Raw genomic sequence first — 22,883 nt, 5'->3', positions numbered from 1 at the left:
AACCGATCCGTGGCCCGCCGCGTCGAATCCACTGTGGAACCCGTACCGCCGCCGTTGCCGCCCGCCGGGCCGGTGGAACTGCGGCCGCCACCGCAACTACCCACCGTCCAACCGGTCAATCCACTGGCACGTCTGCTGCCGCTGGTGATGCTGGTGGCAGTCGGCGGGATGGCCGCGGTCTATCTGACTTCGGGGCAGGGCACCGCACGCAACCCGGTGTACCTGCTGTTTCCCGTCATGATGCTCGCCTCGGCGATGGGCACACTGGCGCACACCTTCCGGGGTCGCACCGCCGAGATCGACGCGGGCCGGCGCGGTTATCTGCGCTACCTCGACTCGGTGGTGGATGCCGCCGCCGACACCGCGCGCCGACAGCATGATCGGTGGCACTGGACGCATCCGGATCCGGCGGTGTTGTGGACGTTGGCCGGCGGTCCCCGCATGTGGGAGCGTCGGCACGGCGACCCGGATTTCGGCGTGGTCAGAATCGGGCTCGGCTCCGCCATGTTGTCGACTCCGCTGATCGGGCCGCCGGCGTCGGTGTCCGAGGAGGCCGACCCGGTGACCGCCGGTGCGCTGAGCCGCGTGCTGCAGGATTGGACGCTGCTCGACGGTATGCCGGTCACTCTCACACTGGACGAGTGGCCGATAGCACCGGTCGGCACCGACCCGGACGCGGCGCGAAACATGTTGCGCGCCACGCTATGTCAGCTTGCGATGTTGCACAGCCCGGCCGATGTCCGGATCGCGGCCGTGGTGGCGCCGGGTGTCACCTGTTGGGATTGGCTGAAATGGCTACCGCACCATCGTGATCACCTGGGCCACGACGGTGCCGGTGCGCGCCGGCTGACCTTCTCCGATCTTGCTGCGGCGCAGGAGGCGTGCGCACTTCTCGGTGCGGCCAGGGTGGTGATCGTGGTAGATGGAGCGGAGGTGTCGGGCGCCGCGATCGCGCCCGGTGTGACGGTGTTCGACGTCGCGGGCCGACCAGAGGCGGACATCGCCACCGACTGCCGCCCGGACGGTCTCGGTCCGGCCGGGGCGATGATCTGTGCACGCCGGCTGGCTCGGCACGCCCGAGACGGCGGGCCTGCCGCGGCCGCGCCGGGATGGCCCGAGTTGATCGGCGTGGGCACACCTGGCGCATTCGAACCCGAGGTGAGCTGGCGTGCACGTGCGCCGGAGCACCGGTTACGAGTGCCCATCGGTTTCACCGAAGGCACAGGCCGACTGGGTGAGCCCGTCGCGCTCGACATCAAGGAGGCCGCCCACGGCGGCATGGGACCGCACGGATTGTGCATCGGTGCCACCGGTTCGGGGAAGTCCGAGTTCTTGCGCACGCTGATCCTCGGCCTGATCGCCACGCACCCACCGGACGAACTCAATCTGGCGTTGATCGACTTCAAGGGCGGGGCCACCTTCCTCGGGCTGGACCGGGCCGCGCACGTGGCCGCCGTCATCACCAACCTCGCCGACGAGGCACACCTGGTGGACCGGATGCGGGATGCCCTGACCGGGGAGATGAACCGCAGACAGGAACTGCTGCGCTCGGCGGGCAATCTGGCCGGCGCGCACGAGTACCGGCGGGCGCGCGCCGCCGGCGCCGACCTGCCCGCGCTTCCGGTGTTGTTCATCGTGATCGACGAGTTCTCCGAATTGTTGAGCCGGCATCCGGATTTCGCGGAGCTCTTCGTCGCGGTCGGTCGCGTCGGGCGCTCGCTGGGCATGCACCTGCTGTTGGCGAGTCAGCGCTTCGACGAGGGCAGGATGCGCGGACTGGACACCCATCTGTCCTACCGGATATGCCTGAAGACGTTCTCCACCAGCGAATCCCGCGCTGTGCTCGGCATCCCGGATGCCCACCACCTGCCGGCCACTCCTGGAGCCGCATACCTGCGTACCCCGACCGGGGAGACGGTCCGATTTCGCACCGCCTTCGTCTCGGGCCCGGTGGCCGAGCCGCGGCGGGTGCAGCCTGACACCCCGCGCCGGTTCACCGCCGCGCCGGTGCCGGAGGCGGTGGTTGGTTCCGCACCGCCGCGGGCCACCTTGATCGAGGCCGTCCTGGACCGGCTGACCGGTCACGGCAGCCCGGCGCACCGGGTATGGCTGCCACCGCTGGAGAAACCGCCGCAGCTGCACGAGCTGCTCACCGAATCCGCATCCGGTCGGCTGCAGGTGCCCATCGGGTTGGTGGACAACGCTTTCGCACAACGCTACGACACCCTGACGGTGGACCTGGGTGGTGCCGCCGGCCACGCCGCCGTCATCGGCGCGACTCGATCGGGAAAGTCCACCGCGCTGTGCTCGATGGTGCTGGCGCTGGCCGCATCGCACAGCCCGCGCGGCATGCAGTGCTACCTGCTGGACTTCGGGGGTGGCGGGCTGTCGGCACTGGAAACGCTGCCGCACGCGGGTGTGTACGCCGGGCGTGGGGACACCGAGCTGGCGCGCCGCGCGGTCGGACATCTGCACGATCTGCTGCGGCTGCGCCAAGCGGGGGCGCCCGATGATCGCGGTGACGTGTTCCTGGTCGTCGACGGGTGGGCGGCCATGCGGCAGGAATGCGACGGACTGGAGGAGGACATCACCGCGCTGGCGGCGCAGGGGCTCGCCCATCGGATCCACGTGATCATCGCGGCGTCCCGGTGGGCCGAATTGCGCCCGGCCCTCAAGGACCAGATCGGCACCCGCCTCGAGCTCAGGCTCGGCGACGCCGCCGAATCCGAGATGGATCGCAAACGGGCCCGGCTGCTCGCCGATCGAGGGCCCGGCGTGGGTCTGACCCGCGACGGCCTGTTCTGGTTGGTGGCGCAACCTACGCTGTTCGGTCTGGATCCCGGCGCGGCCGGTCGGGTGCTACGGAGCCGGCACGGCGCGCTGACGGCGCCGCGGATCGAGACGCTCCCCACGCTGCTGTGCTGGCCGGATGACCGCCCGCCTGCGGGGACCGGCCCGGCTTGCGTCGCGGTCGGCGTCGGCGAGGCCCAGATGAAGGCGGTGACAATCGATTTCGCCAAGCACAGCCACCTGATCGTGCTGGGCGACACCGAATGCGGCAAGACGTCCACATTGCGGATGCTGTGCCGCGGATTGACCGGCGGCACCGACGAGCGCTCCGTGCAGGTGCTCATCGTCGACTACCGGCGCGGGCTGCTCGGTGTGGTGGAGTCCGGGCATCTGGCGGGATACGCGATCTCCGCCGACTCCGTGGCGGCGCAGCTGCCACCGGTGATCGAGCAACTGCGCGCCCGGCTGCCCGGCGTCGCCGTCACCCAACAACAATTGCGGGACCGCTCGTGGTGGTCCGGACCCGACATCTACATCGTGGTCGACGACTACGACCTGGTGCAGGTCGCCTCCGGGAACCCGCTCGATCCGCTACTGGACTATCTGCCACTTGCCAAAGACCTCGGCCTGCACGTCATCGTGGCCCGCCGATCCGGTGGCGCCGGGAGGGCAATGTTCGACCCCATTCTGGCCCGGCTGAGAGAGATGGGCAGCGCCGGACTGATGATGAGCGCGGGCCCGGAGGAGGGGGTACTGCTGGGTTCGGCGCGACCGGTGCCGCTGCCGCCGGGCCGGGCCACCCTGAGCGTGCGGGGATCACCGGACGAACGGGTCCAGCTGGCGTGGACCGAGCCGCCGTGACGGCGGTCGTCCTGTTCGGGCCGGCGTCCGTGCGTGGGCCGCACCCGGTGCGCGCCGAGTTGGTGCGGGCGGCGCTGGACTCCCTCGACGACCGTGACGCGATCGTCGGGGACCGGGTGGTCGAGGTGAGCGCCGTGTTGAGCGAGCTCGTCGACAACGCGGTGGGCGGCAACACGCACGTCGACGATGCCGTCGTGCTCGTCTGTCCCGGCTGGTGGTCCACCGCCAGGATGGACCGGGTCCGCGCCGCGGCCGCCGGTAGGCCGGCGGAAACCGTTGTGCTGCAACGAGCAGACGTGCACCGCCAACGCCATCCCGATGTCGAGGTGATCATCGATATCGCCGAGGACTTCGTGCTGGCGAGCACATCGGAGGCCGCGCTGCTGGCCGTGCCGCGGCGAAACGGCGTGGCCGACGCGGTGGCGGGCGCACTAGGCGAACCCGTCTCGGTTCTCGTCGACGTCCCCGGCGAGGTCCCCGGTGCGCGGGCGCTCGCCACGGAGATCGCCGCCGCGCTGCGCCGGCGCGGCAGTGCTGTCGAGATCGCCGGTGATCGGCAGTTGCTCCGCGCCGCGGCCGAGCTCGCCGTGCCACCGGTGGACCCGCCGGCCCGGCGCCGGTGGCCGATCATGGTCGCCGCTGGGATCGCGGGGATCGCCGCGGCGGCAGTGGCCCTGCCGTCTGAACAATCCGATGAGTCAACGGTGGTCATCGTCGAAGGCCGGGTCTCGGCGCGCGTGCCGGCCGGCTGGCCGGTCGAACGGATCACCGCGGGGGCGGGATCGCGGCGGCTACAGGCCGTCGAACCCGACGGCCACCGAGCCATCCTCATCGTGCAGTCGTCGGCCGAAGCGGATATGGCCGCGACCGCGGCGACCCTGCACCTCGCGTTGCAACGGGAGGACCCGAAGGTCTTCACGGATTTCCGGCCCGCGGCGCTCCGGGCCGGCCGGCCCGTCATCGGCTACACCGAGGTCAGGGCAGGACGGGAAATCGAATGGTCCGTCCTGCTCGACGGCGGTGTACGGATCGCGGTCGGATGTCGGACCGAAGCCCGACAGATGCCACCGTTTCGGGCCATCTGCGACTCCACCATCGGGTCGGTGCACGCCGTTGCGACGAACCAGATGGAACCGAAATGAGCCCGAGTGCGTCCAATCTCAGTAACGGATACCAACGGAAGGAACCAGATGACTTCGCTCAACACCGATTTCGAGCTGATGCACGCGGTCGCGGGCCAGATCGACACCCGCAACGAGGAGATCCGAGCAATGCTCGGATCGTTCATCGGCCGGATGAGTTCGGTACCCCCGGCGGTGTGGGGTGGCGCCGCGGCGGCACGTTTCCGTCAAGTCGTCGATCGGTGGAACGCCGAATCGGTGGCGCTGTACAACGCCCTGGCACGCATCTCCGAGACCATTCGGCTCAACGAACGCACCCTGCGCGAGGCCGGCGAAAGCCACTCGCAGCAGATCGGTGCCGTCACCCACAACCTTTAAGGAAGTCCCGATGGATGCCACCCTGTCCTACAACTTCGACGAGATCGAATACACCGTGCGCCAGGAGATCCACACCACCTCGGCCCGGCTGACCGCGGCGCTGGACGACTTACGCACCCAGATCGCGCCACTGCAGCAGACCTGGACCCGGCAAGCGGCCGAAGCCTATCGCGCCGAACAGCAGCGCTGGGACCAGTCGGCATCGGCTTTGCAGGATATTTTGTTCCGTCTCGGAAACGCCGTTCGAGACGGTGCGGACGAGGTCGCCGCGACCGATCGGCAGGCCGCCAACGCGTGGGGGACCTGACCCACGGATCGGCCCACAATCCTGTGCGGTTCCGCCGGGGGGAGGACCGGCGGAACCGCACAGTCAGCACCCGGTCGGCCTGCCGAACTGACAAACATCAGAGTTTGTTCGGTCTGCTGCAACCCGTAACCCTTTGCTGCCGTTGATCAATGGCGCTCGCGTCCGGAGGTCCTGCGGGGCGGCGCGAAAGGGGACTATGGTGTGGCAAGCGGCCGAGGCAGAGTGGCATCCGGCCGTGATCGGGAGTGATTATCTGTGAGGATGACCAAGGGGCCGAGTGCTCGGGAGCTCCGTGCTGTGCACGAACTCTTTCTCGCCGGTGAGGTCGACGTCGCGGAACTGGAATCGACCACGATCAGGTCGGTGGTCGCCAAGAGCTGGCAGCGCAGCCTGGCCAAGGGCGTCGATCCGGATTTCGATCGGGCCCGTCCTGCGGCGGTCGCCTCCGGCATCGCCAAGCTGCGTGATTCCCATCCGCTGGCGCCCGCCCTCCCCGTAATTCGCCGGCTGCTGGTCGACGATGCCGTGGACGCGGGCGTCGTCGTGGCGGTCACGTCGGCCGATGGCACGCTGCTGTGGGTCGAGGGCGACCCGAAAGCCCGCCGAAAAGCCGAGCAGATGAACTTCGTGCCCGGCGCCGACTGGAGTGAACGCAGCGCCGGGACGAATGCGCCGGGCACCGCGCTCGCGCTGGATCGCGAACTTCAGATCCGGGGATCGGAGCACTTCTCCCGCATCGTGCAGCCGTGGAGTTGTACCGCCACGCCGCTGCACGACCCCGACACGGGCGCCCTACTCGGTGCCATCGACCTGACCGGCGGGGCGCAAGCGGCATCGGCGCAGACGTTGGCGCTGGTCAGGGCTACCGCCCTGGCGGTGGAGAACCATCTGGCGCTGCTGCGGCTGACCGGCAGCAGCCCCGAACCCGCGACCCGCAAGCCGCATCTGGTGGTGCTGGGAGCAGACCGTCCGCGCTGGGTGACCACCGATATGTACGGCCACCTGCGCGCCACGATGCTGACCGGCCGGCACGCCGACATCCTGGTGCTGCTCAGTCGGCATCCCGAGGGACTTTCCGCCGATCACCTGGCGGTCCTGCTCGACGACAAGGACCTCGACGTCGTGACGGTGCGAGCCGAGATGTCGCGGTTACGCAAGGTCATCGGTGCCGAACACCTGGAATCCCGCCCGTACCGACTCCTCGTCCCGATCACCACCGATATCGGCGAGGTGTTCGACGCCCTCGACCTCGGTGACGTCGAATCCGCGCTCACCGCCTACCACGGACCGTTGCTGCCGCAGTCGGTCTCACCCTCGATAGCCCGGCTACGCATGCAGTTGTCGGCGAGCATGCGGGGCGCGGTGCTTGCTGAATGCTCACGGGGCGACTTGTCGCCGCTCCGCCGGTGGCTCGATACGCCGGAAGGCCGCGACGACAGAGAAGGTTGGGAGGCGCTGCAGAAGAGCGCCTCGATCGGTCCGGTCGTCCGTGCGCAGGCCCGCGGTCATCTTGCGGGGCTCGACTACGAACTGGGCTGACCAGGCGCATCGCGCACCCCTTGCAACGGTGGTGCAACCCTGCCGTTCGTACATTTAGTGACGACCGACACATTTTGTTGTCCCATGGCAGGAGAGATTCCCATGACTGTTTACGCGCGCCCGGGCGCAGACGGTTCGTTGATGTCGTTTCGTTCGCGGTATGCGAATTTCATTGGTGGTGCGTGGGTGGCGCCGGTGGGGGGTCGGTATTTCGAGAATCCGACGCCGGTGACGGGGCAGGTGTTTTGTGAGATTCCGCGTTCGGATGAGGCGGATGTGGAGTTGGCGTTGGATGCTGCGCATGCGGCGGCGCCGGGGTGGGGTAAGACCAGCCCGGCGGAGCGGGCAGTCATCTTGAACAAGGTCGCGGATCGGATCGAGGAGAATCTGGAGTCGATCGCGCTGGCGGAGTCGTGGGATAACGGTAAGCCGATCCGGGAGACGCTGAACGCGGACATTCCGTTGGCGGTGGATCATTTCCGGTATTTCGCGGGGGTGTTGCGGGCGCAGGAGGGGTCGCTGTCGCAGATTGATGAGGACACGGTGGCGTATCACTTTCATGAGCCGTTGGGGGTGGTGGGTCAGATCATTCCGTGGAATTTCCCGATTTTGATGGCGGTGTGGAAGTTGGCGCCGGCGTTGGCGGCCGGTAATGCGATTGTGCTCAAGCCGGCTGAGCAGACTCCGGCGTCGATTCTGTTTTTGTTCGAGGTGATCGGGGATTTGTTGCCTGCGGGTGTGGTCAACATTGTCAACGGTTTCGGGGTGGAGGCGGGTAAACCGTTGGCGTCGTCGAATCGGATCGCGAAGATCGCGTTCACGGGGGAGACGACGACGGGGCGGTTGATCATGCAGTACGCCTCGCAGAACCTGATCCCGGTCACGTTGGAGTTGGGTGGGAAGTCGCCCAATATTTTCTTCAGCGATGTGTTGGCCACTGATGACGCGTATCAGGATAAGGCGTTGGAGGGGTTCACCATGTTCGCCCTGAATCAGGGTGAGGTGTGTACGTGTCCGTCGCGGTCGTTGATCCAGGCCGATATTTACGATGAGTTTTTGGCGTTGGCGGCGATCCGGACGAAGGCGGTGCGCCAGGGGGATCCGTTGGATACCGAGACGATGATCGGTGCGCAGGCTTCCAATGATCAGTTGGAGAAGATTCTGTCGTATATCGAGATTGGTAAGGGTGAGGGTGCGCAGGTGATCACTGGTGGTGAGCGCGCCGAGTTGGGTGGGGATCTGGGTGGTGGGTTTTATGTGGCGCCAACGATTTTCACCGGTAGGAACGATATGCGGATTTTTCAGGAGGAGATTTTCGGGCCGGTGGTGGCGGTGACGTCGTTCGCTGATTATGACGAGGCGATCTCGATTGCCAATGACACCTTGTACGGGTTGGGTGCTGGGGTGTGGAGTCGTAACGGCAACACCGCGTATCGGGCGGGGCGTGATATCAAGGCCGGTCGGGTGTGGACGAATTGTTATCACCAGTATCCCGCGCATGCGGCGTTCGGTGGGTACAAGCAGTCCGGGATCGGCCGGGAGAATCACAAGATGATGCTCGATCACTACCAGCAGACCAAAAACCTGCTCGTCAGCTACAGCGACACGGCGCAAGGGTTCTTCTGATGGAGGCATCGGCGCCCCGGGTGTTGATCACCCGGGCCGCCGCCGACCTGGTGATGCATCTGCAGACCCGGCACGGTGCCTTGATGTTTCACCAGTCCGGCGGCTGTTGTGACGGTTCGTCCCCGATGTGCTACCCGGTGGGCGAGTTCTCGATCGGAGACAGCGATGTGCTGCTCGGTGTACTCGACGTCGTCTCCGAACGCCAGCCCTACGGCGTTCCGGTCTGGGTTTCCGGTCCGCAGTACGCGGTATGGGAACACAGCCAATTGGTGATCGACGTGGTACCCGGACGCGGTGCCGGATTCAGCCTGGAAGCGCCGGAGGGCCTGCGCTTCCTCTCGCGGGCACGGGTCGTCCCGGAGCGCAATGCGGCAGTACTGCCGGAAGCCGCTCGTGGTTGCATCGTGACATCGGCCGCCACGGATTTGGGGTTACGGCGGTAGTGCAAGCACTACGCCCGATAAGGTTCGGGTGCAACACCTTCGAACATGAGGAGCAGCGTTGCCCGATTTCGTCGCAGCCATCGATCAGGGCACCACCAGCACCCGCGCCATGATCTTCGATCACGCCGGTGCCGAGGTGGGCCGGCATCAACTCGAACACGAACAGATCCTGCCGCAGGCCGGCTGGGTCGAACACAACCCGGTGGAGATCTGGGAGCGCACCGCCTCGGTGCTCACCTCGGTGCTCAACAACACCAACCTGCAGCCCAGCGATATCGCGGCACTCGGGATCACCAACCAGCGCGAAACCACACTGGTCTGGAACAAGAACACCGGCCGGCCCTACTACAACGCCATCGTCTGGCAGGACACCCGCACCGACCGGATCGCCTCGGCGCTGGACCGCGACGGCCGCGGCGATGTCATCCGCCGCAAGGCGGGTCTGCCGCCGGCCACGTACTTCTCCGGCGGCAAGATCCAGTGGATCCTGGACAACGTCGACGGCGTGCGCGAGGCCGCCGAAAAAGGTGATGCCCTGTTCGGCAACAGCGACAGCTGGGTGGTGTGGAATCTGACCGGCGGCCCGCGTGGTGGCGTGCATGTCACCGACGTCACCAACGCCAGCCGCACCATGCTGATGAACCTGGAAACCCTGGACTGGGACGACGAACTGTTGTCCTTCTTCAACATCCCGCGACAGATGCTGCCCCAGATCCGGCCGTCGTCGTCGCCGGAACCCTACGGCAGCACGTTGGCCACCGGCCCGATGGGCGGCGAGGTCCCGGTCACCGGCATCCTGGGCGACCAGCAGGCGGCGATGGTGGGGCAGGTGTGCCTGAAGGCCGGCGAGGCCAAGAACACCTATGGCACCGGCAATTTCCTGTTGCTCAACACCGGTGAGAAGATCGTCCGTTCGGAGAACGGCCTGCTGACAACGGTCTGCTATCAGTTCGGTGATGCCAAACCGGTGTACGCCCTTGAGGGTTCGATCGCGGTGACCGGGTCGGCGGTGCAGTGGCTGCGCGATCAGCTGGGCATCATCAGCGGTGCCGCGCAGAGCGAGGCGCTGGCCCGTCAGGTGGACGACAACGGCGGCGTGTATTTCGTGCCGGCATTCTCCGGATTGTTTGCGCCCTACTGGCGCTCGGACGCCCGGGGCGCGATCGTGGGCTTGTCGCGGTTCAACACCAACGCGCACGTGGCACGCGCAACACTGGAGGCGATCTGCTACCAGAGCCGCGATGTCGTGGACGCGATGGAAGCCGACTCGGGCGTGCACCTGGAGGTGCTCAAGGTCGACGGCGGAATCACCGCCAATGAGCTGTGCATGCAGATTCAGGCCGACGTGCTGGGCGTAGACGTGGTGAAACCCGTTGTGGCAGAGACGACTGCGCTGGGCGCCGCCTACGCCGCCGGGCTGGCGGTCGGGTTCTGGAGTGATCCCAGCGATCTTCGGGCCAACTGGCAGGAAGACAAGCGGTGGTCACCGTCGTGGTCGGAGGATCAGCGCGCGCAGGGCTACGCCGGCTGGCAGAAGGCGGTATCGCGGACGCTGGACTGGGTGGACGTGTCCTGAGGCGGGACCGGCCCCGGCGCACCCGCGCGCCGGGGTCGGATCGCGCTACAGTGCGGCGACGCCGGCCTCGGCGACGCTGACATCCTGCTCGACACTTCCGGCGCTCACCCCGATCGCGCCGACCACCACGCCGTCCACCGTCAGCGGGATTCCGCCGCCGAAGATGACCAGACCTCCGCACGTCTGTTCCAGGCCATAGAGTTCCGCGCCCGGCTGGACGATCGCGGTGAGCGCACCGGTGGGCGCGTTCATCAGAATCGACGTGCGCGCCTTACGGATCGAGATGTCGATACTGGCCTTGATGGCGCCGTCCATCCGGACGAACGCCACCAGATGGCCGCCGTCATCGACGACCGCGACGTTCATCGGCTGCCCGATCTCGCGGGCCTTCTCGGTCGCGGCCTCAAGCACTCTGGTGGCGCTGGACAAACTGATGGCACTCATTGGCGGCCTTTCGAATCGGTTTTCCCGCAGTGATTTTGACGTTCTTCGGGGCGCACATGCCCGGCATCGATCATAATGGCCGAAACCCGTCTGGATGGGTGATTGGGCGCTTGCCGGCGCCTCGTTCGCAGAACCTGATCAAAAACTCACCCAACGATCAGCGCGCGCCCTACCCTCGGCGAGTAAGAGAACAGGAACGGGCAGAAAACCACCCTGCCGGCTTTGGCCGGACAAAGACTGTGCGCCAGAGTCTTTGGCGGTCAAGAGAGGGTGGGTCAGTGTCGAATATCGACATCTTCGTCTGGGAGTTCCTGGGCACCGCGGTGCTGTGTCTGCTCGGGAACGGCTCGGTGGCCGCGGTCGCGCTGAAGAATTCGTTCTCGCACGGCGGCGGCGGTGACTGGGTGGTCATCGTGATCGGCTGGGGATTCGCCGTGTTCGCCGGCGCCAGTATCGCCAGTCCGGCCGGCGCGCATATCAACCCGGCCGTCACACTGGCGGTGGCCATCTCCGGCGGGGTGCCCTGGTCGACGGTGCCGGTGTACTGGGCGGCGCAGCTACTGGGCGGTTTCACCGGTGCCTGGTTGTGTTGGGCGGCTTTCAAACTGCAATTCGACAACATGGAGGACAACTCCGGCACCCGCGGCATCTTCTGCACCTCACCGGCCGTGCGGGTGATCCCCTGGAACATCGTCACCGAGGTCATCGCGACGTTCGTCCTGGTCATCTGGATTCTGACCAATCCGCAGATCAACACGAACCTCGGTTATGCGGCGGTGTCGTTCGTCATCATCACCATCGGTTTCGGGCTGGGCGGACCGACGGGGTACGCCATCAACCCCGCGCGGGATCTGGGACCACGACTGGCGTACGCGCTGATGCCGATCCGGGGGAAGGCGGGTCCGGATTGGGGCTACGCCTGGGTGCCCGTGGTGGCGCCGCTCATCGGCGCGGCCATGGCGGCCGGGGTGGCCCAGCTACTGCCGGCCTGATGCGCCGTCCAGCCGTATCGCCAGGACGGCCCCATTGGGTACCTCGGAGCCGGACCGCCACCGACAGCTGTCGACATCGCCGGCGCCCACCAGATCGCGTACCAGGCAGACGATATCGCCATGGGTGACGATCGCGGCCCGACCGCCGGCGGCGGCGATGTCACCGAGTGCCGACACCACCCGGTCGTGGGGATCCTCCAGGCCACCGGAGGCGATCCGGCCGCGTTCACGCAGCCGGATATCGACTGACACCGGCACCCCCAAGGCTGCGGCAATGGCCTGCGCGGTCTGTGTGGCACGCACCGCGTCGGAGTGATGATGCGGTCGATGTGCTTGTCGCGCAATGAGTATGCGGTGGCATGTGCCTGCGCGAGGCCGCGGGCCGTGAGCGGGGGATGCGGGTTTTGCCGTTGCATCCGGCCGGCGGCGTTCCAGGTCGATTCGCCGTGACGCACCACCCACACCGATGCGCCGGTCACCTGCTCAGTTGCGCGGCCATCGGCCGGGCCGCTTCACCGGCGACAAACCCGGCCACCGCGCCGATCACCGTGGTCGCCGGCGGTCGCACGCCCGCCCCGAGGGCCGCTGCGGCGATGGTGCCGAGATCGGCGCGAATCTCGCGCTGGCCCGCCAGGGTGCCGTCTGCGATCACCGCCGCGGGGGTGGCTGCCGACATCCCGGCCCGTATCAGTGTGTCGGTGATCGGCGCCAGATTGGCCACCGCCATCATCAGCACGATGGTGGTGTTCGTGCGGGCCAGTGCCGCATAGTCGATCATGCACTCCGGATGCCCGGGCGGCACATGGCCGGAGATCACGGTGAAACCCTGGGTGAGGCCGCGATGGGTGACCGGGATCAGGGCTGCCGCGGGCGCCGCGATCGCCGAGCTGACACCGGGTATCACCTCGACGGTGACACCCGCGCGTACGCATTCGTCGGCCTCCTCGCCGCCGCGGCCGAATACGAAGCCGTCACCACCCTTGAGTCGCACCACCGTACGGCCCGCGAGGGCGTGTTCGATGAGCATCGCGTTGATCTCGCTCTGCTCGGTGCGCCGGCCGCCCGGCACCTTCGATGCGTCGATGATGCGTGCCTGCGGCGCAATGTCATTGAGTACGCCGACGGGAGCGAGCCGGTCGGCGACAATGACATCGGCGCGCGCCAGCGCGGCGTGGCCGGCGACGGTGAGCAGTCCGGGGTCGCCGGGGCCGCCGCCGACGATGATCACCTTGCCCGGTCGCGACGCGGACGTCGTCGCGGCGGTGCCGGCAGCGTCCGGCCCGATGCAGAACAGACCGCGAGCGCCGGCCAGCCCGGCTATCCGGTGATCCGCATCGACCGTCCCGGTATGGCTGAACACCAGCTCGGCGCCATCGAGATCGCCGGAGCGGAAATCGCGCGGCCGCAACAGGATCAGGCCGCGTTGTGCGAGATCGGACAGGTAGGCCGCAGGCCGCGCCGCCACCACGGTGACAACCGCGCCGGCAGAAAGCAGCGCGCCGACGACGCTCAGCGCCCGGCCGGTGGAACCCACCACCGTCACCGAACGATCACGGACCGGCAGCCGCAGCGCGATACCGCTGCCGGGATCGCCGGCGGTCATGCCGTCCGGCAGGTCAGACATGGTGGTGTCCGCGCAGGACTGTGGCCACCAGGGCCGCGCGGCTGTGTACCCCGTACTTGTCCATGATGTTGTGCAGATGGAACTTCACGGTCGCCTCCGAGATGAACAGTGTGCCGGCGATCGCGCGGTTGTCCAGCCCGTTGGTCAGCAGCCCGAGCACTTCGCCTTCCCGCCGGGTGAGCATCCGGGCATAGCCCGGCTCGGCTTGGGCGCGCAGCTCGCCGAGCAGGGTGTCCACGCTTCGGCCGTCGAGCGCGCTGTGTCCGTCGATCACCCGCAGGATGGTGGCGAGCAGGTCGGCCGACGGTGAGCGGCGATCCACCACACCGTCGACGCCGGCACGGATCATCGGCAAGGCTGGTTCGCGGCTGTCGTCGCCGTCGATGACCGCCACCACTTTGGGCGCGGGGTCCAGCTCGGCGAGCAGAGTCGGCAGGTCGGTGGCGGCTTCGGGGCCGACCACCAGGAGTTGGGGCCGGTGCACACGCAGACGCTCGGACAGTCCCACTCCGTGCGGGAGGTCGGCCACCAGGCGGATGCCCCGGCTCTGTGCGACAACGTGCATCAGGCCGTGCCGCAGCAGCTCGTCGTTCATCACGAACACCGTGCGAAGCGGTGCGGTTTCCTCGAAGGGTGCTGTGGTGGAATCGATTTCAGGATGTGTATCGATATCCGCGCCGCGGCTGCCCGGCGGGGGTGGTACGTAGCGCGTCTGTGACCAGCCCATGGTCGAACTCCGTCCTGCCGCTGAGCGGCGAATGCTAACGCGGGCAGCGTTGCACCGGGGTTGCAAAGAGATGAAGTCAGCCCACGGCACCCGGTTGTGACGTGGCAGGCGCGGTGAGCACACAGTCACCGCACAGACCCGATCGTGGCGCCTGGTAGTACAGGCAGCAGCTTCGCCTGCGAAACCGGTCTTCGATGAAGCTGCCGGTCCCGGCGAGCGCCGCGGTGTGCAACAGGGCCTGGACCAGGCCCCGGCCGGGCGTCTGGAGTTCGGGTCGGGATATCGCCAGCACCGTGACCGCGCCGTTGGCGGCCGAGGCGATATTGCCCAGGGTGATCCGGGCGGACAGCGACGACAGGTCCCGCAGCCGCGCGCCGAGGTCGGTCAGCACCGGCACCACCGATTCCGCGATGATCCCGGCCGCGGCGGGCGCCGTGGTGGCCGCCAGCCATTCCGGGTCGGCGACGGCGAATCGCATCGTGTGGCCGCCCGAGGGCCGCCATCGCAGTGACTGCCGGTCCAGTACCGGTAGCGCGCCGAAACGCACCGCGGCCCCGATGACGGGGGAGAGCAGGCGCGCCGCCACACCCAGCTGAAATGAGGACGCCGCCACCCGTAGCGCCACCGCGCCGGCCGGGCAGCCGGCGGCTGCCGCCATCGCCGCACGGGTGCGGCCGACATGCGCGTCCAGTGCCTTGGCGGCCAGAAGTTCTGCGACGGAATGCCATTCGGGTCCCTGTGCGAGCGGCAGTGCGAAGTACTCGCCGAGTCCGGCCAGTTCGGTCAGATACCCGGCGCTGTCTGAGGGGCCTGCCGGCACCGGACTGGCGGTCATCGTGGTTGGACGTTAGCCCGCGGGCCGCGCTGTCGCCAGCATCCGGGGCGGCCGCGCCGAACAACTGCACGCTGGGGGAGTGCGGCGCCTCACCGAACGGCGGGCCCGAGGTGGTGTCGACGCCGTGACCTGCGGATACCGGCCGCGGTCGCGCTGCAACCCCCGTGCAACGTGACGTGAGCCACAATTGGCAGGTCGCGGCCCGTCCGTGTCACGAACAAGGACCTAGCAAATGGACCGAGGTGACCCGCCTGGGGTCATCCCTGAACTGGGAGCAGTGCATGACCGAACCGACCCTGGACCCCGCGACCGACTATCCGCTCAGCGTCCATCGGCGCGATCTGCTGTTCACCCCCAACGGCAAGTCGATCGAGGACATCACGATCGAGGCCGTTGTCGCCGGCGATATCGAGTCGACCGACCTGCGGATCACTCCCGACACCCTGCGCCTGCAGGCCCAGATCTCCGAGCGGGTCGGGCGGCCGCAGCTGGGGGCGAATCTGCGCCGCGCGGCCGAGATGACGGCGATATCGGATGCCCGGGTACTGGAGATCTACAACGCGTTGCGGCCCAACGCGTCCACCCGATCCGAGCTCGACGCGATCGCCGATGAACTCACCACCAAGTACGACGCCACTCACCTTGCCGAGCTGGTGCGCGAGGCCGCCGAGGTGTACGAGCGCCGCGACATCCTGGCCAAGAGCGAATAAGGAGACCACGACAGATGACGGCAGTAGCGCAGAGCCCGGCGGCAGGCTCCACCAACGACAGGGTGTCCCTGCGAACCCAGGCACTGGAAGCCCGGCCGGTCAACCTCGACGGTTTCGTCGAGGAGTGGCCCGAGGTGGGCATGGTCGCCATGGACAGCCCGTTCGACCCGCAGCCCAGTGTCCGGGTGAAGAACGGCCTGATCGTCGAGATGGACGGCACCGAGCGGGCGGACTTCGACTTCCTGGATCAGTTCATCGCCGACAAGGCGATCGACGTGGCCACCACGGAGGCGTCGATGGCCATCCCGGCCGCCCAGATCGCCGGAATGCTGGTCGATCCGGGTGTCACCCGCGACGAGGTGATCGCGGTCACCAAGGGTCTGACCCCGGCGAAACTCCTTGCGGTGGCCAAGAACCTGAACATCGTCGAGATCATGATGGGCATGCAGAAGATGCGGGCCCGCCGCACACCGGCCAACCAGGCGCACTGCACCAGCGCACGGGACAACCCGCTGCAGGTCGCGTGTGAGGCCGCCGAGGCGACCCTGCGCGGATTCGCCGAGGTGGAAACGACTTTGGGTGTGGTTCGGTATGCGCCGCTGGTCGCGATGGCCCAGCAGATCGGCAGCCAGGCCGGCGCGGCCGGCCCACAGACACAGTGTGCCCTGGAGGAGGCCACCGAGCTCGAGCTCGGGATGCGCGGAATCACCGGCTACGCCGAGACCATCTCGGTGTACGGCACCGAACCGGTCTTCGTCGACGGGGACGACACGCCGTGGTCGAAGGCGTTCCTGGCCGCGGCGTACGCGTCCCGCGGCATCAAGATGCGGTTCACTTCCGGGACCGGCTCGGAGGTGCAGATGGGCAATGCCCAGGGGAAATCCATGCTGTACCTGGAGATCCGGTGCATCCTGGTGACCAAGGGTGCCGGGGTGCAGGGTCTGCAGAACGGCTCGATCTCCTGTATCGGCGTGCCCGGTGCGGTGCCCGGCGGTATCCGCGCGGTGGCCGCCGAGAACCTGATCGCCTCGGCGGTGGACCTGGAATGCGCGTCGGGCAACGATCAGTCGTTCTCGCATTCCCCGATGCGGCGCACCGCCCGGTTGATGCCGCAGATGATGCCGGGCACCGACTTCGTGTGCTCGGGCTATTCGGCAGTGCCCAACTACGACAACATGTTCGCCGGATCGAACGTGGACAGCGACGATTTCGACGACTTCAACACCATCCAGCGAGACCTGCAGATCGACGGCGGGCTGCGTCATGTCAAGGAGTCCGAGATCCTGGCGGCACGCACCAAGGCGGCCAAGGCGCTGCAGGCGGTGTTCAAATACCTGGACTTGCCGCCGATCACCGACAACGAGGTCGAGACGGCGGTGTACGCCAACGGAAGTCAGGACCTGATTCCGCGTGACGTGCTGGAGGACCTCAAAGGTGCGCAGCAGGTGATGGATCGCAACATCACCGGGCTCGACCTGGTCAAGGCGCTGGAAGCCACCGGCTTCTCCGATATCGCCGAGAACGTGCTGGCCAGCCTGCGCCAGCGGGTCTCCGGTGATCTGCTGCAGACCTCGGCCATCCTCACCAAGGGCGCACCGTTGTCGGCGATCAACGACGCCAACGATTACGCGGGCCCCGGCACCGGATACCGCCCGTCGGGCGAACGGTGGGAAGAGATGAAGCGGCTGCGCCACGTCACGAGCGCATCGAACCCCGAAATAGAGGTGGAATGACTTTGACATCCAACGACGTTCGGCGCGAACTCACCTTCACCGAGATCGGCCCCGCAGGCCGCGGTACGCGGCCCGACGAGGTCGTCATCGCGGTGTCACCGGGATTCGGCGAACTGTTCAGCAAGACCATCGTCGACATCCCGCTGTCCGAGGTGATCCGCCAGGTGCTGGCGGGAATCGAGGAGCAGGAGGTCAGCGCCCGGGTGATCCGGGTGCGCAACACCTCCGATCTCGCGGCGATGTCGCACACCGCGGCCCGGCTGTCCGGATCGGGCATCGGTATCGGCATCCTGTCGCGCGGGACCTCGATGATCCACCAGCGCGATCTGCCGCGGTTGTCCAGCCTGGAGCTGTTTCCGCAATGCCCGCTGCTGACCTTGGAGACCTACCGCAGGATCGGCTCCAATGCCGCGCAGTACGCCAAAGGTGAGTCCCCGGAACCGGTCCCGACGCTCAACGATCAAATGGCCCGCCCGCGCTGGCAGGCCAAGGCGGCGCTGCTGCACCTCAAGGAGACCGAACTGGTCCGCAAGGACGCCAAACCGGTCGAGGTGATGCCGGAGTTCTCCGCGGCCGCGGTCGGTTCATAGAGGAGTTCGGTTTGGGAAACGACGCCGCGGCACGCACGGTCGTCGGGGTGGATATCGGGAACTCCACCACCGAGGCCAGTCTGGCCACGGTCGAACCCGACGGAAGCCCTGAATTCATCGGGGTCGCGCTGACTCGGACCACCGGCATCAAGGGCACCGTCAAGAACATTGACGGAGTGGCCAAGGCGGTGGTCTGGTCGTTGCAGAATGCCGGCGTGGCCATCGCCGACCTCGATGTGGTGCTGCTCAACGAGGCCACCCCGGTGATCAGCGGGCTGGCGATGGAGACCATCACCGAGACGATCATCACCGAGTCGACGATGATCGGCCACGATCCGCGCACCCCGGGTGGCCGCGGTCTGGGCGTGGGCACGATCGTCGATTTCGCGCAGCTGTCCGACATTACGACCGGTGAACCGATCATCCTGGTGGTTCCCGGCAATGTCGATTTCGACGTCGCCGCGGCCACCATCAATGCGGCGACGCACCGGGGTGTCGAGATCACCGGCGCGATCCTGCGCAACGACGATGCGGTGCTGGTGGCCAACCGGCTGGACACCTCGATCCCGATCATCGACGAGGTGTCGCGGATCGAGGCGGTGCCGCGCGGCATGATCGCCGCCGTCGAGGTGGCGGCCCCCGGCCAATCCATCCGGACGCTGTCGAATGCCTACGGCCTGGCAACGATTTTCGGACTCGATCCGCAACAGACCAAGGTCGTGTCGCCGGTCGCGCGGGCACTGACCGGTAACCGGTCGGCGGTCGTGGTACGCACCCCGTCGGGCGACGTCGCGGACCGGGCCATCCCGGCCGGGGCCCTGCGGCTGATCGGCGCCACGAAGACCGCGACCATCGACGTGTCCCGCGGGGCAACGGATTTGATGGCCGAGGTGGCACGGGTCAGCCCATTGGCCGACGTGATCGGCGAGTCCGGGACCAATTCCGGCGGCATGATCGCCAACGTCCGGCAGAGCATGGCCGATCTGTCCAACCACGAATTGGCCGACGTGCACATCCAGGATCTGCTGGCGATCGACACGCTGGTGCCCGAGGAGGTGCGCGGTGGGGTGGCCGGGGAGGTCGCCCTGGAGAACGCCGTCGCACTGGCGGCGATGGTGCGCACCAAGGAGAGCGGGATGCAAACGGTCGCCGACGCGGTGGCCGCCCGCCTGCGCGGGATGGGCGCCACGGCGGTCGACGTGGTGGTGGGCGGAGTCGAGGCCGAGATGGCCGTGCTCGGTGCGTTGACCACCCCGGGCACCGATAAGCCGCTGGTGGTCCTGGATCTCGGCGGCGGTTCGTCCGACGCGGCGATGATCCGGGCCGACGGCCACACCGAGGCGATCCACCTGGCCGGGGCCGGCGACCTGGTCACCAAACTGATCGACGCCGAGCTGGGGCTGGACAATCTGGAGCTGGCCGAGCAGATCAAACGCTGCCCACTGGGCAAGGCGGAGAGCTTCTTTCACGTCCGGTTGGAGAACGGAACCGTCCAGTTCTTCGAAACTCCGCTGCCCGCGACCGCATTTGCTCGGGTGGTGACGCTGGAGGACACCGGGATGAGCCCCATCCCGACCCGGCATTCCCTGGAGCGCATCCGCACGGTGCGTCGCACCGCGAAGGAACGGGTTTTCGTGGTCAACGCGCTGCGGGCCCTGCGGAGCATTGCTCCGGGCGGTGACCTGCGGCAGATCGGCTTCGTGGTGCTGCTGGGCGGCTGCGCCCTGGATTTCGAGATTCCGCAGTTGATCGCCGATGCGCTCGCCCCATACGGGATCGTCTGCGGCACCGGCAATGTCCGCGGCACCGAAGGGCCCCGCAACGCGGTGGCATCCGGGCTGGTGGCCTCCTACGCGACGGCGAGGGTGGACGCACATGCGTGACGGTGGGCAGCCGGTGCCGCCGGCGATCTCGGTGATCAGTTGCGGCGCCGACCGGATCGTGAACGAGGTGCTCGCGGGTATCGAAGAGGAAGGTGTACCGGCGCTGCTCGAACAGCGCCGAGGTGACGACGACGCGCACGTCCTGGCCCGCGCGGCCGCGCTCGGATCTTCCCTCGGCGTCGGAGTCGGTATCGATGCGCAGGGCCGGGTCAGCGTGCAGCACGAGAAACTGGCCGGGGCCACCACCGGGCTGTTCAGCGGACCGGCCGCGGCCGCAGGGACGGCACGCACCCTGGGGCACAACGCGGCCCGCATCGTCGTCGGCGTACCGCTGCGCGCGGTGGCCCCGTGAGCACCGGCGTGATCCAGGCCGAGACCGTCCGGGTCCTCGACGACCTCAGCGAGACGACCAAATCTCAGCAGGCGTTCCTCAAGAGTTGCGGCGACGCCGCCTGGATCGGCGATGACGAGCGCCGGGCCATCCGCTGGTTGCTCTCCGCACTGGTCGAACACCGTCGCCGGCTGCGCACCACGGCCCGGATGTGGCGGACCATGGGGCACGACGAACCCGCCGGCCGCGTCCTGGTCGCCGTCACCGCCGACCTGCTGGACGAGAACCGTACCTTCGGTCCGTTCGTCGCCCAGTGGCGCGAGGCGGTCGTCGCGAATCTGACACTCGACCGAAAAATCTTCTGGCGCAGCATGATCGAACTCGCCGAGGCGAATCTGGCCGACGCCGTGCATAGGACCCCGGAAAACGATGGAGGTGTGCCCCGCGATGGGCGATTACAGGGAGCTCTACCAGGCCAGCATCAAGGAGCCTGCCGCGTTCTGGGCGCAGGCCGCCGAGGCGGTCACCTGGACGCGCAAACCAGAGCAGGTACTCGATGACGACAATCCGCCGTTCTACCGGTGGTTTCCGGACGGCGAGCTGAACACCTGCATCAACGCCCTGGACCGCCACGTCGCCGGCGGTCGTGCCGCGCAGGCGGCCCTGATCTATGACTCCCCGGTCGCGGGCAACGCTCGCACCTTCAGCTACGGCGAGCTGCTCGACGAGGTCGCCAGGTTCGCCGGGGTCCTGCACGGGCTGGGCGTGACCAAGGGCGACCGGGTGGTGATCTACCTGCCGATGATTCCGGAGGCGGTCATCGCGATGCTGGCCTGCGCCCGGATCGGGGCGGTGCACTCGGTGGTGTTCGGCGGTTTCGCCGCCCACGAACTCGCCGCCCGGATCGATGACGCCCAGCCCAAGGTCGTGGTCTCGGCGTCCTGTGGCATCGAACCGTCACGCATCGTCGCCTACAAGCCGATGCTGGACGCCGCGCTGGAAGCGTCGGTGCATCCGCCGGCGCATTGCGTCATCGTGCAACGCGAGCAATTGTCATGTGACCTCGTGGCCGGCCGCGACCTGGACTGGCACCAGGCCATGCGCACCGCCACCCCGCAGGACGCGGTGCCGGTGGCGGCCACCGACCCGCTCTACGTGCTCTACACCTCGGGCACCACCGGGAAACCCAAGGGCGTGGTGCGCGACAACGGCGGCCACGCGGTGGCCCTGCTGTGGAGCATGCGGCACGTCTACGACATGGCCCCCGGCGAGGTGTTCTGGGCCGCCTCGGATGTCGGCTGGGTGGTCGGGCACTCCTACATCGTCTACGCGCCACTGCTGCTGGGCGCCACCACGGTGCTCTACGAGGGCAAACCGGTGGGCACCCCCGACCCCGGCGCGTTCTGGCGGGTGATCGAGGAACATCGGGTGAAAGTGCTGTTCACCGCGCCGACGGCGATTCGGGCCATCCGCAAGGAAGATCCCGACGGCGCATATCTGGCGCGCTATGACGTGTCCTCGCTGGCGCATCTGTTCCTGGCCGGTGAACGGCTGGATCCCGATACCTATCACTGGGCGGTGCGCAAGCTCGGCGTTCCCGTGGTGGATCACTGGTGGCAGACCGAGACGGGGTGGGCCATCGCCGCCAATCCCGTCGGAGTCGAGCGGTTACCGTTCAAGGCCGGTTCGCCGACCGTGCCGATGCCCGGTTATGACGTGCAGATCCTGACCGCCGACGGCGTGCCGTGCGGAGCGGGGGAGGAAGGTGCGGTGTGCATCCGTACGCCGCTGCCACCGGGGACGCTTCCCACGCTGTGGGGGGACGACGCCCGGTATGAGGCGTCCTATCTGCGTGAATACCCGGGCTACTACCTCACCGGTGACGGCGGCTATCTCGACGAGGACGGCTACCTGTTCGTGATGGGCCGCATCGACGACGTGATCAACGTGGCCGGGCACCGGTTCTCGACCGGTGCCATCGAGGCGGTGCTGGCCGCGCACCCGTCGGTCGCCGAATGCGCCGTGATCGGAGTGGCCGACGAGATCAAGGGCCAAGTGCCCAGGGGTCTGGTCGTGCTCAAGGCCAACGCGGCGGCAGAAGTGTCGGCCGGCGACCTGGCACAAGAATTGGTGGCGTCGGTGCGCAACGAGATCGGTGCGGTCGCCAGCTTCAAACTGGTCGACATCGTGCCGGCCTTGCCGAAGACGCGGTCGGGCAAGATCCTGCGCAAAGCGATGCGCGCCATCGCGCACGGCAAGGACGAGCCGCTGCCCTCGACCATCGAAGACCCCAACGCCCTGCACGCGCTGCGCCCGATCCTGGCGCCCTGATACGTCCGGCAGCCCCGGCTCGCCTGCGATCCGCCCGTCCAC

At 67.7% G+C, this 22,883-nt stretch carries 20 protein-coding genes and 1 pseudogene; 16 read left to right on the top strand and 5 right to left on the bottom strand.

Annotated elements, in window-relative coordinates; translation table 11 throughout:
• Positions 1 to 9 precede the first annotated feature (9 nt).
• From eccCb to glpK, 8 genes are all read left to right on the top strand, one after another.
• On the top strand, positions 10 to 3,651 hold the full coding sequence (gene eccCb, locus ACXPWS_RS24810) for a type VII secretion protein EccCb (protein WP_458709196.1): 3,642 nt from the start codon (positions 10 to 12) through the stop codon (positions 3,649 to 3,651).
• The gene (locus ACXPWS_RS24805; RefSeq protein WP_458709195.1) at positions 3,648 to 4,793 is read left to right on the top strand and encodes a type VII secretion-associated protein; all 1,146 of its coding nucleotides are present in this window, start codon (positions 3,648 to 3,650) and stop codon (positions 4,791 to 4,793) included. Before eccCb ends, ACXPWS_RS24805 begins: the two co-directional genes overlap by 4 nt.
• Before the next feature lie 48 nt (positions 4,794 to 4,841).
• The gene (locus ACXPWS_RS24800) at positions 4,842 to 5,150 is read left to right on the top strand and encodes a WXG100 family type VII secretion target (protein ID WP_458709194.1); all 309 of its coding nucleotides are present in this window, start codon (positions 4,842 to 4,844) and stop codon (positions 5,148 to 5,150) included.
• A gap of 10 nt (positions 5,151 to 5,160) precedes the next feature.
• Positions 5,161 to 5,457, top strand: coding sequence for a WXG100 family type VII secretion target (locus tag ACXPWS_RS24795; RefSeq protein WP_458709193.1), 297 nt, complete (start codon positions 5,161 to 5,163; stop codon positions 5,455 to 5,457).
• Positions 5,458 to 5,718: 261 nt separating this feature from the next.
• Complete coding sequence (locus tag ACXPWS_RS24790) at positions 5,719 to 6,996, top strand: helix-turn-helix domain-containing protein (protein WP_458709192.1); 1,278 nt, start codon at positions 5,719 to 5,721, stop codon at positions 6,994 to 6,996.
• Between the two features lie 102 nt (positions 6,997 to 7,098).
• The gene (adh, locus tag ACXPWS_RS24785; RefSeq protein WP_458709191.1) at positions 7,099 to 8,622 is read left to right on the top strand and encodes an aldehyde dehydrogenase; all 1,524 of its coding nucleotides are present in this window, start codon (positions 7,099 to 7,101) and stop codon (positions 8,620 to 8,622) included.
• Positions 8,622 to 9,065, top strand: a complete 444-nt coding sequence (locus tag ACXPWS_RS24780; protein ID WP_458709190.1) for a DUF779 domain-containing protein — start codon at positions 8,622 to 8,624, stop codon at positions 9,063 to 9,065. The genes adh and ACXPWS_RS24780 overlap by 1 nt, the downstream gene beginning before the upstream one ends.
• Before the next feature lie 109 nt (positions 9,066 to 9,174).
• The gene (gene glpK, locus ACXPWS_RS24775) at positions 9,175 to 10,641 is read left to right on the top strand and encodes a glycerol kinase GlpK (protein WP_458713685.1); all 1,467 of its coding nucleotides are present in this window, start codon (positions 9,175 to 9,177) and stop codon (positions 10,639 to 10,641) included.
• 45 nt (positions 10,642 to 10,686) lie between these two features.
• Here glpK and ACXPWS_RS24770 read toward each other — a convergent pair whose 3' ends face one another.
• Positions 10,687 to 11,085, bottom strand: coding sequence for a GlcG/HbpS family heme-binding protein (locus tag ACXPWS_RS24770; protein ID WP_458709189.1), 399 nt, complete (start codon positions 11,083 to 11,085; stop codon positions 10,687 to 10,689).
• A gap of 278 nt (positions 11,086 to 11,363) precedes the next feature.
• On the opposite strand from ACXPWS_RS24770, the gene ACXPWS_RS24765 reads away from it, so the two are divergent.
• Positions 11,364 to 12,077: an MIP/aquaporin family protein gene (locus ACXPWS_RS24765; protein ID WP_458709188.1), complete on the top strand. Its 714-nt coding sequence runs from the start codon at positions 11,364 to 11,366 to the stop codon at positions 12,075 to 12,077.
• Here the strand turns inward: ACXPWS_RS24765 and ACXPWS_RS24760 are convergent.
• The 4 genes and pseudogenes from ACXPWS_RS24760 to ACXPWS_RS24745 all read right to left on the bottom strand — a co-directional run bounded on the left by ACXPWS_RS24760 (position 12,063) and on the right by ACXPWS_RS24745 (position 15,263).
• Positions 12,063 to 12,493, bottom strand: a pseudogene (locus tag ACXPWS_RS24760) (histidine phosphatase family protein). The gene ACXPWS_RS24765 and the pseudogene ACXPWS_RS24760 sit on opposite strands and share 15 nt — an antisense overlap.
• 59 nt (positions 12,494 to 12,552) lie before the next feature.
• Positions 12,553 to 13,701 carry a uroporphyrinogen-III C-methyltransferase gene (gene cobA, locus ACXPWS_RS24755; protein WP_458709187.1) on the bottom strand — a complete coding sequence of 383 codons (1,149 nt, stop codon included), beginning with the start codon at positions 13,699 to 13,701 and terminating at the stop codon, positions 12,553 to 12,555.
• Complete coding sequence (locus tag ACXPWS_RS24750; RefSeq protein WP_458709186.1) at positions 13,694 to 14,296, bottom strand: response regulator transcription factor; 603 nt, start codon at positions 14,294 to 14,296, stop codon at positions 13,694 to 13,696. Before ACXPWS_RS24750 ends, cobA begins: the two co-directional genes overlap by 8 nt.
• 208 nt (positions 14,297 to 14,504) lie before the next feature.
• The gene (locus tag ACXPWS_RS24745; RefSeq protein WP_458709185.1) at positions 14,505 to 15,263 is read right to left on the bottom strand and encodes a (2Fe-2S)-binding protein; all 759 of its coding nucleotides are present in this window, start codon (positions 15,261 to 15,263) and stop codon (positions 14,505 to 14,507) included.
• 281 nt (positions 15,264 to 15,544) lie between these two features.
• Between ACXPWS_RS24745 and ACXPWS_RS24740 the strand changes: the two genes are divergently transcribed.
• Genes ACXPWS_RS24740 through ACXPWS_RS24710 form a run of 7 tightly spaced genes read left to right on the top strand, consistent with a single transcriptional unit; the run spans position 15,545 to position 22,841 of the window.
• A complete protein-coding gene (locus ACXPWS_RS24740; protein ID WP_458709184.1) occupies positions 15,545 to 15,973 on the top strand; it encodes a diol dehydratase small subunit in 429 nt (142 codons plus the stop codon).
• 14 nt (positions 15,974 to 15,987) lie between these two features.
• Positions 15,988 to 17,706: a propanediol/glycerol family dehydratase large subunit gene (locus ACXPWS_RS24735; protein ID WP_458709183.1), complete on the top strand. Its 1,719-nt coding sequence runs from the start codon at positions 15,988 to 15,990 to the stop codon at positions 17,704 to 17,706.
• Positions 17,703 to 18,296 (top strand): propanediol/glycerol family dehydratase medium subunit, encoded by a 594-nt coding sequence (locus ACXPWS_RS24730; protein ID WP_458709182.1) that lies wholly within the window; start codon positions 17,703 to 17,705, stop codon positions 18,294 to 18,296. Before ACXPWS_RS24735 ends, ACXPWS_RS24730 begins: the two co-directional genes overlap by 4 nt.
• A gap of 11 nt (positions 18,297 to 18,307) precedes the next feature.
• Positions 18,308 to 20,179, top strand: a complete 1,872-nt coding sequence (locus tag ACXPWS_RS24725) for a diol dehydratase reactivase subunit alpha (protein ID WP_458709181.1) — start codon at positions 18,308 to 18,310, stop codon at positions 20,177 to 20,179.
• Positions 20,172 to 20,531, top strand: a complete 360-nt coding sequence (locus ACXPWS_RS24720) for a glycerol dehydratase reactivase beta/small subunit family protein (RefSeq protein WP_458709180.1) — start codon at positions 20,172 to 20,174, stop codon at positions 20,529 to 20,531. Before ACXPWS_RS24725 ends, ACXPWS_RS24720 begins: the two co-directional genes overlap by 8 nt.
• Positions 20,528 to 21,070: a hypothetical protein gene (locus ACXPWS_RS24715; protein ID WP_458709179.1), complete on the top strand. Its 543-nt coding sequence runs from the start codon at positions 20,528 to 20,530 to the stop codon at positions 21,068 to 21,070. Before ACXPWS_RS24720 ends, ACXPWS_RS24715 begins: the two co-directional genes overlap by 4 nt.
• On the top strand, positions 20,958 to 22,841 hold the full coding sequence (locus tag ACXPWS_RS24710; protein WP_458709178.1) for a propionyl-CoA synthetase: 1,884 nt from the start codon (positions 20,958 to 20,960) through the stop codon (positions 22,839 to 22,841). The genes ACXPWS_RS24715 and ACXPWS_RS24710 overlap by 113 nt, the downstream gene beginning before the upstream one ends.
• The last annotated feature ends 42 nt before the right edge of the window (positions 22,842 to 22,883 follow it).

It is taken from the genome of Mycobacterium sp. BMJ-28, assembly GCF_054404835.1.
Note: the sequence above shows the minus strand (reverse complement) of the source record. Positions and strands in the feature narration are given on the sequence as shown.

Excerpts from the sequence above, each read along its gene's own strand:
- ACXPWS_RS24800 (WP_458709194.1), top strand. The coding sequence starts at position 4,842 with ATGACTTCGCTCAACACCGATTTCGAGCTGATGCACGCGGTCGCGGGC.
- ACXPWS_RS24795 (WP_458709193.1), top strand. The coding sequence starts at position 5,161 with ATGGATGCCACCCTGTCCTACAACTTCGACGAGATCGAATACACCGTG.
- ACXPWS_RS24790 (WP_458709192.1), top strand. The coding sequence starts at position 5,719 with ATGACCAAGGGGCCGAGTGCTCGGGAGCTCCGTGCTGTGCACGAACTC.
- adh (WP_458709191.1), top strand. The coding sequence starts at position 7,099 with ATGACTGTTTACGCGCGCCCGGGCGCAGACGGTTCGTTGATGTCGTTT.
- ACXPWS_RS24780 (WP_458709190.1), top strand. The coding sequence starts at position 8,622 with ATGGAGGCATCGGCGCCCCGGGTGTTGATCACCCGGGCCGCCGCCGAC.
- glpK (WP_458713685.1), top strand. The coding sequence starts at position 9,175 with ATGATCTTCGATCACGCCGGTGCCGAGGTGGGCCGGCATCAACTCGAA.
- ACXPWS_RS24770 (WP_458709189.1), bottom strand. The coding sequence starts at position 11,085 with ATGAGTGCCATCAGTTTGTCCAGCGCCACCAGAGTGCTTGAGGCCGCG.
- cobA (WP_458709187.1), bottom strand. The coding sequence starts at position 13,701 with ATGTCTGACCTGCCGGACGGCATGACCGCCGGCGATCCCGGCAGCGGT.
- ACXPWS_RS24750 (WP_458709186.1), bottom strand. The coding sequence starts at position 14,296 with ATGAACGACGAGCTGCTGCGGCACGGCCTGATGCACGTTGTCGCACAG.
- ACXPWS_RS24745 (WP_458709185.1), bottom strand. The coding sequence starts at position 15,263 with ATGACCGCCAGTCCGGTGCCGGCAGGCCCCTCAGACAGCGCCGGGTAT.
- ACXPWS_RS24740 (WP_458709184.1), top strand. The coding sequence starts at position 15,545 with ATGACCGAACCGACCCTGGACCCCGCGACCGACTATCCGCTCAGCGTC.
- ACXPWS_RS24735 (WP_458709183.1), top strand. The coding sequence starts at position 15,988 with ATGACGGCAGTAGCGCAGAGCCCGGCGGCAGGCTCCACCAACGACAGG.
- ACXPWS_RS24730 (WP_458709182.1), top strand. The coding sequence starts at position 17,703 with ATGACTTTGACATCCAACGACGTTCGGCGCGAACTCACCTTCACCGAG.
- ACXPWS_RS24720 (WP_458709180.1), top strand. The coding sequence starts at position 20,172 with ATGCGTGACGGTGGGCAGCCGGTGCCGCCGGCGATCTCGGTGATCAGT.
- ACXPWS_RS24710 (WP_458709178.1), top strand. The coding sequence starts at position 20,958 with ATGGGCGATTACAGGGAGCTCTACCAGGCCAGCATCAAGGAGCCTGCC.